This window comes from Flavobacterium galactosidilyticum, assembly GCF_020911945.1.
Taxonomy (GTDB): domain Bacteria; phylum Bacteroidota; class Bacteroidia; order Flavobacteriales; family Flavobacteriaceae; genus Flavobacterium; species Flavobacterium galactosidilyticum.
On record NZ_CP087135.1, the window covers coordinates 2,115,464 to 2,128,149 of the forward strand.

Annotated in this window: 13 protein-coding genes and 1 pseudogene; 6 read left to right on the plus strand and 8 right to left on the minus strand. The window is 32.2% G+C overall.

All coding sequences use genetic code 11. The features are described from left to right. Nucleotides 1–253 precede the first annotated feature (253 nt). Nucleotides 254–484 (plus strand): annotated as a pseudogene (locus LNP27_RS09280) (hypothetical protein); the annotation flags it as partial. Nucleotides 485–736: 252 nt separating this feature from the next. Here the strand turns inward: LNP27_RS09280 and LNP27_RS09285 are convergent. The 3 genes from LNP27_RS09285 to LNP27_RS09295 all read right to left on the minus strand — a co-directional run bounded on the left by LNP27_RS09285 (nt 737) and on the right by LNP27_RS09295 (nt 3,972). Continuing rightward, nucleotides 737–2,116: an AAA family ATPase gene (locus tag LNP27_RS09285; protein ID WP_229941367.1), complete on the minus strand. Its 1,380-nt coding sequence runs from the start codon at nt 2,114–2,116 to the stop codon at nt 737–739. A 228-nt stretch (nt 2,117–2,344) separates the two neighbouring features. Beyond that, nucleotides 2,345–3,301: a DNA replication/repair protein RecF gene (locus LNP27_RS09290; protein ID WP_229941368.1), complete on the minus strand. Its 957-nt coding sequence runs from the start codon at nt 3,299–3,301 to the stop codon at nt 2,345–2,347. Nucleotides 3,302–3,447: 146 nt separating this feature from the next. After that, the gene (locus LNP27_RS09295) at nt 3,448–3,972 is read right to left on the minus strand and encodes a thermonuclease family protein (RefSeq protein ID WP_229941369.1); all 525 of its coding nucleotides are present in this window, start codon (nt 3,970–3,972) and stop codon (nt 3,448–3,450) included. Between the two features lie 64 nt (nt 3,973–4,036). Here LNP27_RS09295 and LNP27_RS09300 point away from each other — a divergent pair, with 64 nt between their 5' ends. From LNP27_RS09300 to LNP27_RS09315, 4 genes are all read left to right on the plus strand, one after another. Then, on the plus strand, nt 4,037–4,840 hold the full coding sequence (locus LNP27_RS09300; protein ID WP_229941370.1) for a hypothetical protein: 804 nt from the start codon (nt 4,037–4,039) through the stop codon (nt 4,838–4,840). A gap of 68 nt (nt 4,841–4,908) precedes the next feature. Beyond that, nucleotides 4,909–5,361 carry a DUF5675 family protein gene (locus tag LNP27_RS09305; RefSeq protein WP_229941371.1) on the plus strand — a complete coding sequence of 151 codons (453 nt, stop codon included), beginning with the start codon at nt 4,909–4,911 and terminating at the stop codon, nt 5,359–5,361. 67 nt (nt 5,362–5,428) lie between these two features. Next, on the plus strand, nt 5,429–5,692 hold the full coding sequence (locus tag LNP27_RS09310) for a hypothetical protein (RefSeq protein WP_229941372.1): 264 nt from the start codon (nt 5,429–5,431) through the stop codon (nt 5,690–5,692). Next, complete coding sequence (locus tag LNP27_RS09315; RefSeq protein ID WP_229941373.1) at nt 5,682–5,924, plus strand: hypothetical protein; 243 nt, start codon at nt 5,682–5,684, stop codon at nt 5,922–5,924. The genes LNP27_RS09310 and LNP27_RS09315 overlap by 11 nt, the downstream gene beginning before the upstream one ends. A gap of 185 nt (nt 5,925–6,109) precedes the next feature. Here LNP27_RS09315 and LNP27_RS09320 read toward each other — a convergent pair whose 3' ends face one another. Beyond that, nucleotides 6,110–6,532 carry a DUF6943 family protein gene (locus tag LNP27_RS09320; RefSeq protein WP_229941374.1) on the minus strand — a complete coding sequence of 141 codons (423 nt, stop codon included), beginning with the start codon at nt 6,530–6,532 and terminating at the stop codon, nt 6,110–6,112. 587 nt (nt 6,533–7,119) lie between these two features. Here LNP27_RS09320 and LNP27_RS09325 point away from each other — a divergent pair. Beyond that, complete coding sequence (locus tag LNP27_RS09325; protein WP_229941375.1) at nt 7,120–7,335, plus strand: hypothetical protein; 216 nt, start codon at nt 7,120–7,122, stop codon at nt 7,333–7,335. A 613-nt stretch (nt 7,336–7,948) separates the two neighbouring features. Here the strand turns inward: LNP27_RS09325 and LNP27_RS09330 are convergent. From LNP27_RS09330 to LNP27_RS09345, 4 genes are all read right to left on the minus strand, one after another. Further along, a complete protein-coding gene (locus tag LNP27_RS09330; RefSeq protein ID WP_229941376.1) occupies nt 7,949–8,269 on the minus strand; it encodes a helix-turn-helix domain-containing protein in 321 nt (106 codons plus the stop codon). A 107-nt stretch (nt 8,270–8,376) separates the two neighbouring features. Beyond that, the gene (locus LNP27_RS09335; protein ID WP_229941377.1) at nt 8,377–9,972 is read right to left on the minus strand and encodes a reverse transcriptase/maturase family protein; all 1,596 of its coding nucleotides are present in this window, start codon (nt 9,970–9,972) and stop codon (nt 8,377–8,379) included. Between the two features lie 654 nt (nt 9,973–10,626). Next, a complete protein-coding gene (locus LNP27_RS09340; protein ID WP_229941378.1) occupies nt 10,627–10,947 on the minus strand; it encodes a hypothetical protein in 321 nt (106 codons plus the stop codon). Nucleotides 10,948–10,973: 26 nt separating this feature from the next. Next, nucleotides 10,974–12,686 carry an AAA domain-containing protein gene (locus tag LNP27_RS09345; protein WP_229941379.1) on the minus strand — a complete coding sequence of 571 codons (1,713 nt, stop codon included), beginning with the start codon at nt 12,684–12,686 and terminating at the stop codon, nt 10,974–10,976.

Sequence of the window (12,686 nt, forward strand, 5' to 3'; positions counted from 1 at the left end):
TTTCAACTATCGTTTTTAAACCAGTCCTTTTGATGATGATAGCTTTTACATTCGATGAAACTATCGACAATTATAACTGGTATTGCTATATGGATCTCATACCACTGCATTGGGATTATAGACTTGATTAAACCTCAAACCTATAATTTTATATTGGCAATCAAATAGTATGGTGGGTGATTCGGGAATTGGATATTTAGCAGGAAGTGTAGGTGGCAAAAGTTCGAGGTCGAGAGACCTCGAAGAGCAGAGTTATAATCACACTAATTTAACGGGACTCGAAAAAGTAAATGGGGAACACAGTTTAATCATGCTGGTATACAACATCAAACGCTCGATCAATATACTGGGCGTGTCTGATTTAATTGCCAAACTCAAAAAATGGAACTCCCCCTATAAAGCAAAAGTTTATTTTGTCTGTATAACTAACTATTTTAGGGTTTATAAAGACATTATTAAAAATGAGCTACAATTTGCTGCCTAAAAAATAGCTTGCAGTAGATCGACTATATTTCTGTTTAGGTGTATGTATTATTTGCAAAATTATCAGAAAAGGAGGTTTTTTCACAGCCTGACGGTTTGGCGCTTGGCGAAGAAGTGGATTTCGAAGAATTGAACTGTCTGTCAGCACTGAACTTGATACGAAGCACAAAGCTTCATTTAACCACTGAACCCGCTTTTTTGCCAAACGCCTGTTATGCCTTCGTTGTTCTTTTTCCGTGTCAACCATTTGTCGCTATGATGTAAATATTTTACGCACTTTTTTAAATTCTTCATAGTCCACTTTAAGTTCTGTAATTGTCGGTGTTGTATGTATTTCTTCTGGGCTACTATGACCATCAATTGAAACACAACACTTTTCATAAATGTCATTTACCTTTCCCTTGTTGGTGTCGATTTTGCTTCCTTCAATTCTCAAGAGTGATGGAAACGCAACCCCTTTTTTATATCTCTTAACTGTCTTTTTGAGTAAGTCATCCTCCACCGAAATTTCAATTGCAGAACGTAAATGTCCATATCCTTCTGCTGCAAGTTTGGCTTCATCTTGGTCAGGAGATGGTTTTATATCAATAACTGCTTGAAGTTTTTTCGTGTAATAACTAAAAGAATTTATTTCTTCAACTTCATCTAATATTCCAGTTATTCCAAAGTTGTTCTTCACTTTATGAAATTCAAAATCAACATTTGCTTGTTTATTTGTGTCTAGCTCTGATTGTTGAATTAGGCTATGAAGCAATAATATACTATGAGTGAATATGATGACTTGACGTTGTTTAGAAAGTTCAATAAATCTTTTCCCTACTTCATCTATTATTCTATGGTCTAAACTATTAACAGGGTCATCAAAAATAACTGGAGCTTTGATATTGTCCAATTGCAGTTCAGTTAAAAACTCGGCTAATGAAATTGCTTTTTGCTCTCCTTCACTTAATATATCTGCAAGTGTATAACTTGAATTAAGTCTATGCCAAATCTTGGATTTCCCTTTATCGGTTCCAAAATTAAGTTCAATTTTTAAATCTGATTTTTTGAATAGTTTTAATTCTGCTTGAAACAAGTCATTGAAATTTTGTTCAACTAATTGTTCCCTTGCATCTGTTGTTTTTCTGCTTATTGCATTAGTGGAAAAGCTATTTGATTTTGATTGAAGTGCTTTGACTATTTTAAGGTTTGAGATTATTCCTTTAATTTCAATCACTTTGGTTGAAAGAAATTTGCGGTCTTTCAGTTCATTAATTTTATTTTTCAGTTCTGTTTCTTTTGTTGCAAGATTTGATAGTAACAATTTCTTTTGCTCAAGAACTATATTAATAGCTGTTTTTTTATCGGTTAAAAAATTAATGTATTTGACATAGTCAAAGCTGAATAATGAACCGTCAATAACTTTATCTGTTATAAAAGTTGATTTTAATGCTTCTAAAGTGGTATTGAATTCTAATATTTCTGTTGGCTGAATTGCTTTTTGGTTTTCATCTATACCGAATGTCGATTGATGAAAAAGTAAGTTTGTTTCAATTTTTAGGACTTGATTTATAAGATTTGTTTTCTGTTGTTTTAATGAGGATAAATTTTCCTGCGTTTTGTCATTTAGAAGTGTCCTATAACTTAATAACAAAGTTTTAGCTTCATTTTCAAGTGGTTGTAAACAATAAATACAACTTTCCCCTTCATTAGGATATTCTGGCTTGTTAATGACTTTTATATAATCTTCTGCTGCCTTTATGAAAGATTGGAATTGAGGAGTTTCGTAAAACTCAATTCCGTTACTCTCTGCTATTTCTTTAATTCCTGTTTTGGTTTGACTTTCTAATGTTGCTATTGACTTATTTAAGTCAATAAGTTTCTACCAATCCAGTGATGTGAAATTTGTTTGCGAAGTTTCGATTTTAGTGATTATTGACCCAAGTTCAGTGAATGAACTGTTAAGGTTTTGAATTTCTGTTTCAAGTAAAGCTTTGTTTAATTGTGATAATTCTGTTTGCTTATCAATTAATTCTTGCTCTTGTGTTGGAGTTATATTCGAAAGTTCTAATAGTTTTTGTTCAGTTGAAGTTGCAGAAAGACTTGACACAAAAATTTGTTGTGGCGTTCCTAAATTCAAAGTGTCTGCCCAAGAAATTGCAGTTGGATGTAAGGCAATTTTAGCATTTAGTAATTGTGTAAGTTCATTAAGTTCTGATGATACAATATTGAAAAGATGAAAGCCAATAGGTGAAACAATTAATTGTCTATCGGAAAGCGAAATTTGAACGCAATTATTATTAAAAACTGAAATATTTTGAAGTTCAGAATTTTTGTTATCTCCAGTCCAATTAAATGTTTGAGTTATTCCATTAGATTTGAAATTTATGATTGCTGTTTTCGCTTCAGCTGCACCATAAATATTTGGATGAACGGTATTGTTTGGATCATAACTAAATCCTAAACTTTTTAGTACTCTGCCGTATCCCGTTTTTCCAGTTCCGTTTTCCCCGTAAATGACTGTTATGTTTTTACTAAATTTTAGGGTTTGATTTTTTGCAAGTTTATTTACTCCTGTTATGTCTGATAACGTTTCTAATTCTATTATTTTATCCGTTGGAACATAGTTTGGTTTTGTCGTAGTTAGTGCAGGAAGTCCTGTATGCAAATTTATTGATTGCAAAAAGTAATTGAATACTTGGTTTCTGTCGGCTGGTAATAAATTGCTTTCTGTGCTTACGATTTTCTCAATAAGTAACTTGCTCCATTCTCCATTACTTTCAGCCCACTCCCAAAGGAAGTCAACAATTTCTTTTTTGTTTGTTGTCGTAGAAGCCATATTTTTTTGTTTGTCAGTTTGTTGTTAGCAGGGTCGCCCTACAATGAGGCATAACTTGTATATATCTTCTTAACGCCTGTAAAGAGTTGTATTTATTGGTACTTTTTAATTTTTAAAACCCTATAGTACAACATAAGTACAACAAATCAGAATACTTTTATTTGACTATAGATCCCAATATTATTAAGCTGCGCTTGGCGGTTCATCGCTTGATACTCTGCTAGCTTACCACAATAATATTGTTGGGTTGCTTTAGCATACCCATTTTGTAAAAGTAATTCATTTAAACATAATCCACTAGGCAAAATTACATACCCTAATTGTCTGTTCCAGTAGTCATAATAGTTCTCCTGTTCTGTAATAATAGTTACAACCGTTTTAGGCGGTGCAACCGACAAAACGAAGTGCAAGGATTGCAAACCAAATTGGAGCAATAATTGGGCAGGTAAACTGCTTTTCTCCTCATCCTCTATCATCTTCCTATTAATCTTTACTTCTGGTGCATCCAAGCCATAAAGTCGGATTTCTTTTTTCATTTGAGTGAAACGATGGCAAATGATTATGCTATCTCCATCAAGCACTTCTTCAATTTGCCAATGGGTTTCCACTATGTACGGTGCTTTTGCATTGTATTGCATTGATTTACAGTATTTTAAGTTATTGATAATCAAAGATAATACTTGAAATTTGTCTTATGAATTTTATCTAATTATTAATCCATTAAAACTTAAAAAAATGGCAAGACAGAAAGGTGTTATCAAGTATGTTGGAACTCTTGGAGATATCCGACACTTCAAAATCAAAGGACAGGAAGGCTACTTCGCTGGAATGGTTGGTGGACCAACTGGTGACCAAGTGAACACAGCTCCTGAATTTGAGAGAACTCGTGAGAATATGAACGAATTTGGCGCTTGTGCCAAAGCCGGGAAATCTGTTCGAACTGGTTTGTCTCAAGTAATGAAACAAATGGCGGACAGCCAAGTAACTGGAAGATTGACTTCTATAATGAAGAAAATCAACCTTGAAGACCAAACGGAAGCCAGAGGTTACCGTAAAATTGAAATCTCTACACAAAGAAATTACTTAAAAGGTTTTGAGTTTGACAAAAACTCTTCTTTCAATGGTATTTTCAACGCTCCTTACTCATTAACTCATACAGTTGATAGAGAAAGCGGAGAGTTTGTAGTTCCTGATTTTAATCCAGCGAATTTGGTTAATGCTCCATCTGGTGCAACTCACTTTCGTTTGATTTCCTCTCTTTCAGTAGTGAGTGATTTTGAATACAACGCTACCACAAACAGCTACGATCCTATGGATGCAGATTTGAATGAGGTAAACGACATTCAATACAGTCCTTTCTTGGATTTGTACGCTCCAGTTCCTGCCACTACAATTGTTGCAACTTTACCTGGTGGAGTTCTTCCAACGGTAAACACAACCGTTTTGCAGTGCATCGGAATTGAGTTCTACCAACAAGTGGGACCAAATTACTACTTGTTTTCCAGTGGTAACTGCTTGAAAGTTGAGGATGCTTTTTAGAAAAACCTTCCGAAAATCCCTCGCCAAAAGTGAGGGATTTTTTGTTTAATCTCAAATCTATCAAGACTATGGAAAGCAAAATAATAAGAGTAGCCCAGGGCAAAGAAAGTACATTGAGCCAGCTATACATTAACGGAATATTTCAATGCTATTTGTTAGAGGATAAAATTAGAGAAGTAAAAATCCCTTCTCAAACTGCCATTCCAAAAGGTGTTTTTAATTTGAAATTGAACACTTACGGAGCTAAAAATGTGGATTACAAAAAAGCATTTGGAAAGCTGCATCAAGGAATGATTGAGATTTCTGGTTTACCCAACTTTAGCTTTGTTTATATCCATACCGGAAATACCATAAAAGATACTGCTGGTTGTCCGCTTTGTGGTTTTGGTTTTGGGTTTGTTGATGGAAATTACCAAGTTTCTCAAAGTGTTGCAGCTTACAAAATGATTTATCCAAAATTGGTTGCATTGGCAAAAGTTGAAACCAATACAATGATCATTGAAAATAATTTTCAATTCTAAATCCTCATCCGTCCTTTGGACACCTTCTCCAAAGGAGAAGGAAAAAGGATTTTAATTTTTTAACACAATGGAAAATATCAACATCATCGCTACACTTTTTGGAACACTTATCACTTTGCTACTCTCGATTGTGGCTTATTTTATAAAACAATTACATACCGATTTTAAGAGTATGGAAAAAGATTTGGTTGAAGTTAAAACGATGGCTTTAATCATCAAAACCGAGTTCAAAAGTGGTAACGATTTACTTAACCAAAAAGTAGAATATTTAGAAAAAAGAGTAAATAACATCGAATTAACAATTTTAAAAAATCAAGATTATGAAAAATAAAAATATGAGTGTCGTGGAAAGAACATTGGCACCAATTCCAAAATGGTTTAAAATACTTCGTGCTGTCGGAATTGCTTTGGCTTCTGTTGGTGGAATTATCATCGCTTCGCCTATTGCCTTACCTGTTGGACTGGTTTCGGCAGCTGGTTACTTGGTTCTTGGAGGTAGTATTATTTCAGTAGTTTCTCAAACTGCTGTAAAATCGGAAGAACTGCCAGAACCAAAGGAATAAAAAAACTATAAAATGACTTTAGAAGCTCCGTTTTTCGGGGCTTCTTTTGTTTATAGCAGTCAATAAAAGCAGATTGCTTTGCTTTTCTTCGATTTATTTAAGTGGTGCAATCATATTGCACTTATGCGTTGGTTTGCTTGGGAATAAGGCGCAAACAATCCTAGTCCAGTTGGACCAGGATTGTTTTATTTTCTACAGTAACGGTATAAAATGGCTCTGCGGATGTCATTTATGAGCATCATATCCTCTTTGTATTGTTTTTCTTTTTTCTCCAGAAGTTTGAGAGCTGCAACATTTTTTTGGTGCTGCTCGTGCTCCACCATCATTAAACTGGCTTGTGGATTGAATTGTTTTTTGAAATCTGGAAGACGCAAAAACGAAATTACAGAACCAACTAAATGCTGATGCCAGAATTTTGTTTGCCATAAACTATAAGCAATGAAAAAAAGGCTTTCGCAGTCTTCTTCGTTTGAAAAAATGATAACAAAACTGTTAGTAAATGGCGTTTTTTGTGGCTTTCCGCTGTTCATCCCCTTGTTAAGTACAAATAAATGGGGTTTTGTGTAAACGGTGTCTTTCCGGTGGGTCTTGATGATGAAATTTAGCATAACATTCGGCTTTAAAAATGGATTAGATTTTCAATTTTCCGCAGGTTTTCAGTTGAACTACTGGTGTGCCTCGCTACGCTCCGCCCATTAAATTTTTCAAAAGAAAAAAAAGAAAAAAAGAAAGCCGTTCGTTTAAGTGGAAGGTTTCAGAAAAAAAAGTTTTTTAAAAAAAATACTACCCGATACATCAGCGGAAGTATGAGTGTGAAATCGGATATGGGTATTGTTGCGAACCGTTATGGGTGGAGATTTTTTTTAAAACCCGTAGGGCTTGAACTTTTTTTTCTGAATACCTGGAACTTATCTTTGCTCTCTTTTTTTTTATTTTTTATTTTGAATATCCAAATCAAATGTTGTTGTTTAATCGGGGTAAATGTGAAGGATTGAGTGTTGAATTGGAAGATGGTCGTCTTTGGAAAGTGTGTAAAATTTTGAGTGACGGATGAAAAAACTACATCAAATAATAAAAATGCTTTTCATCCGGCACTGAAATTTTACACTCTTTCGTTCTCCTTTTGATTTTTGAGGATGCTTGGTCGTCAATCGGCAGTAGTAGTTTACAGGTAGCAGTAGATATTCTTGTGGAAATGGGAAGCATCTTCAAAAAACAATGCAACTACTTGCGTAGTGCGTTGGCAGCAGCTCGGAGCAAGTGTATCATTTTTTTATTTGCTGACTGGGATGTTTCTGATTGCTTTTGTGGAAAAGGTGATGCCATAGACTTGAAAGAAAGAGAATGCTTCAAGCTTGAAGAAAATATATTAAGTAACGGTATGGCATCGGCTTTACCGCTGAAGCAATGACTTGGGTTTTTCTGGCAAATGAAAAAATGATACTCTTGCTGGCTTCTTTTGGTTTTGTGGGTGTTGTGAATTGCTTAATCTGAGATTGTGAATTTTAGAAATAGATTTGATAAGCGATTTACAACACTTACAAAAGCAATGCAAATACTATCCGATTTAAACACAAAGTTGATAAAAACAGTGACCGTAAACGTTCTTAAAAGCAAGTACAACCGTAAATTTTCTTATGAAATAGAGAACGTTGTTGAAGACAGTGGCGAAGGACGGTTTTTTTTATTGCCGGCTGGTGCGAGGAAGCAATGAAAAAAGTTGTCCTGGAGCCACTGGCACGAGCGTTGGGTGTGGCGGCTTTTTTACATAATGTTATTATAGTGCATCCGTGATTTTCATTAGAAGCAGGGTGTTTCTTTATGCACTATAATGCCACATTATGTAACTAAGCTTGGGGAAAAAAATTACTGGCACGAGTTGCGAAGCGTACGTGTTTTTTTTGAAAACCGTGCCAGTAATTTTTTTTGGAGCGTTGGCAAAGGAGTGGCATTTGAAATGTAAGACTTTCTATTTATTACCGAACGTAAATATTCGTCCTTTGGAGTAATTATTGAGTTTTAAACTAAAATTTTCTTGGGTTTTTTCTAAGGTATTCCATTGCTTCATTTTCAATATCGTCGCGAGTTTTTATTCTTTTTGAGAATATCCATTCTTCAATTTCTTCTTTTTTGAAATAAAGTCTTTTACCACTTTTGTAGTGTGGAATTTCACTTGTGGAAGTCAACTTATAGATTGCAGAAACACTAAGTTTCAAATATTCCGATAGATTTTTTACATCCATTGGAGCATTATTTACTTGTATTGGATTAGTAGTATTTAGACTTGCAATAGCTTTTTCAATTCTATCCAGTCTTTCTAAAATGAGTTCAAAAGGATTTTCCATAGTTTAAATGAAATTAGTGAAATGAAGCAAACAAAGATGTGAGTTTTGGAATACTTGGACTAAACGAAGATTTTGTGCAGTTGAATGAGATAATGATTAAAAAAAAGCTATTCTTTATAGACAACTTCTTTAGCCCTTTTACCTGCTTCAATTTTCGCAGTCCTTTTTGCTAGTTTGAGCTCATATCTTTGATATGATTTGTTTTTTATGTATTGTTCTAATATGCTAAAATGGGAAGTTAACTGTCTTTTTATACTTAAAGAATTCATCCCTTCTTTTTTAACACCTTTTGAGTTAGAATAAAATTCTTTTGAAGAATTTATCGCATAAGAAAGAAAGTTTCTTTTTCCTAAATGAGAATATCTTTCAAATATTTGCTTTTTGAGTATCTTGTCTTTTTTAGATTTATCACTATACGACATCATTATTGACTTTATAATTCTGCCCTTCATTTTTCTAAAATATCGTGATAAACTACCGGGACGAATGTATATATTTTGACCATTAAATTCAAAACCTAAATATTGTAAATTCTTATAATATTGTTGTTCGTTTTGGCTATTTATTGTCGCATTATTTTTATTTATTTTACTCTTATTAAATCCTCTGATTACTCCTTTAGAATTGGCATAGAATTCAATTAACTCTGTTTTCTTTCTTTGAATTGTAACTTTATATTTTTCAATTTCTTCGACTAGTTTTTTATTTATAAAAGTAGCATCACTAGTATTACAAATGATGATGATATCATCACAATATCTTCTGTATGTGAAATCAAGTTTTATACTTTGCTCTTTTAACCAATTGTCGAAATCAATAAGATAAATATTTGAAAGTACAGCACTCATAGCAGAACCTTGTGGAATACCACGATGTTCAATTGTGCCATCAGTTTTATTCTTTTTTTCTTTGTTGGTTACAATCAATTTTCTTCTACGCAATAAATTGAATTTTTCTTTGAATGTAGAACCAGCCACACTATCAGGTATTAAATCTAGAAGCGATTGCCAATGTTTGTCGTATTTGTCTAAATTAATTTGAAAATGCTTTAAAATACTATTCTTACTTACATAACTGTATTTTGTTAATGATCTAAATACTTTATATTGGTCAATAGGTAATACAGGTAGTCCAAGAATTTTATGCCACTTTTCTTTTAATATTGAATGGTCAATATTATCAAAATATCCTGTTATATCAATGGCTATTGCTGAACACGACTTATTATTTGTAATTCTTTGTTGAACAATTTCAAAAACTTCTTTTGCAAATTGGATATTGCATTTACCATCTAAATCAGTTCGGTAAGCTAATATACATTCATCAAATTTATTTGTATTTATGTATTCTTGATACTTTTCATTTAAAGCAAACGCATAAAAACCATATATATATGTATCAAAATGAGAAGCAAATGCAATTGGCCTAATCTTAGTATCCAAAGCAAATTGTTGTTCAGTCTCTTGATATCTAAATCTTGGAGTTTTAGTTAGAATTTTAACAAAAGGTAAAAAAGAATGATTGGCTATAGCATTTAAACTGCTATCAGAAACTAATTTTTTTATTTTATCACTGTCGTTTTGAAAATCAAAAAAAGGATCTAATTGAGGATATTTTTTAATGACAAATTCTTCTTTGCCATCAACAACTTTGTCATAATATCTTTGCCAAAGCTCATCTGTGTATAATGATTGTACTGCCATATTTTTATAGGGACATTAGCGAGCAAGCAATATCAGTCCTTTTCAATACTCGCTAATGCACAATGTTTATCATTGCTTGGCTGATGACTTGCCTCCATCATCTAGGATTTGCACCTTTACAAGCCTTAATCCACACTTGGTCAATCATAAAGACAAAAACGCCTTGTATGTGACACTTCAGATTAGATTTCTCTAACCCTTTCAAGATTACTTACAGCGGGACTGCACTGCTTTTATTTTAAAACTTGAAACCTTGCAGAATATGTTTACTATCTGCTCGGACATACTAAACATAAAGTTTAGGAGACTTTTTTAACAAAGTAAATGTTATGAAATCAATAAATAAATCAATATACTTGACAACAGGAGTATTATGTATGATATTAGTGGTTCTGTCAGGCAGCCTGACAGCTAATATAGAAGCATTGGTACAGTTGTTGCTGGTCTATCAACAATTCATCAACTTAAACATCTAACCACTTGGACGTTTCCAAGTGCATTTCAATTCCTACAAATATTAAGCCAAATAAATAAGATGTCACATTGACATAGTTTATCTAGGAAATTAGTGAAATGAAGCAAACAAAGATGTGAGTTTAGGAATACTTGGACTAAACGAGGATTTTGTGCAGCTGAATGAGATAATGATTAAAATTAATCTACAAACATAGTTATCCTAAAATCTAATGCTTTCTTTTTACAATGTGGACAATAGTTATTGACCGTATTTAACTTTAAATCAAAATTATTTATTGTGTTTTTATCGTGATTATTGCCTTTTAGCACATCATCAGTGTAGAAAAGATATTTATCTGAATTCTTGTGTTCTAGATAATTAATATTTTCAAATTCTAAGGTTTCTTTATTAATCGCCGGAACAGGACAATTCGTTTGATAACTAAACCTACCACCACCGTATCTGAACTCATTTGAAAAACCACAAGATTTACATTTTGATACTATTATGTTTCCCATTTATTTTTAAAATATAAAATATGAATTTATGAATTGGTTATTATTTTATTCCAAAACTCAGCTACTAATCCAGTAGCTGGGTTAATATTCTCAAAAATTGAATCAGTTATAATTAGTGTACAATATCTTGCTCTACTCGTAGCTACATTAAAACGATTTATATTAAAACTAAAACTAGGATTATCATATGGTATAATAAAAAAAGTGAAATCACATGTTAAACCTTGAATTCTGTCAATTGTTTCAATTACAATGTTTTCATTATTAGATATTTCAGAATAAATGTTGTCTTGCAGAAAATTACGTGATTTTCTGAACGCTGTCAATATGGCTATTTCTAAATCTGGTTTTTCACTTTGTAATTCCTTTATTATTCTAATAAGTAAATGTGCAATTGAAATTGTAAACTTGCCTTCGTGTTTTATTTCTGAAAAATATATTGAAGTTCCTCCTTTAGGATTAAATAGATTATTTAATTTTTCAAATTGGATAGAAGGTGTTTCTAATTCAGATAATGATATTAAAGAGTTATCATAGAAAATACCAGTTTGGTTAACTGCTTCAGGAAGCAATCTATATGAACCTGTCAGTCTTATTTTTAGACATTCTTCTTTTGAAGCAAAATGCTTTAGCCCATATATAAGCCAATTTATTTTTTTATCAATAATAGAAGGATTTCTCTGTGAAACAACAGGAGGCAATTGCATGTGATCACCAACTATTAATAATTTACGACCAAGAGCTTTAGCACAAGCAATTGTACCTAAAAACGATTGACTGGCTTCTTCTAATATTACATAATCAAAAATAGTTTCAAAATCTGTTTCATTGGCAATGCCCGTCATTTTATAATATGTAGTTAATACTAACTCTCCTTTGGCTGGTAAGACTGTTTCACAATTTTTTAACCCTTTACAATGTTTTTGCTCTTCTGAATTTAAATTAGTTTTTGAAATTTTACCAGCATTTAAATGATTTGATAAACCATCCTTAGTGACTAATTCAATTAAAGCACGATTTGTTAAAGCGGTCACTAAAACTGATTTATTGTGTTCTAATAAATAATTGCAAATTTTAGCTAAAATTGTTGTTTTACCAGTACCAGGTGGTCCTTGAATAATAGCAACATCAGAGCTATCAAAATTATTATTTATTTCTACTAAAACATCTGTATTTTTATCTTCTTTGGAAACCTCAAAATTATTATCATTGTATTCATTATCAAGAATTCTTCCTGGCATTGAATCTGAGTTAATTTTTTTTGTTGCTTCAATTAAGTTTGTATAATATTTTATTGGAGGTTCTTTTCTTCCAAAAACAATATATTGACCAATTATTAATGATTCTAAAAAAGTAATTTCTGCCTGGCTAAAACCAACTTCAATAAATTCATCCTTTTCGTTTTTTTGAATAAAGATTGGAAGTACATCTGAAGTAATTTCAGCATTACTTCTTAGGTTTTCATATGAGATATTTTTCCAAGTTGAGAAATCAAAAACAGAATCAGGAAACTTTAATGCTAAAAGAGGTACTTTTAAAGCTGGCGCTGTTGTTTTTCTAAATTTTACAATACAATTACCTCTTATGCTATCTGTACCTAAATAAATACCTAAAAATAATTCTTTAGAGTTTTTTAAGTCATCAATATTTGATTTAAAATAAAGTTCATATTCATTTAGAAGAGATTCTATTTCTCTTTCATAAAATTTAATTTGTTTGTCTCTAGTTAATGAACCCAT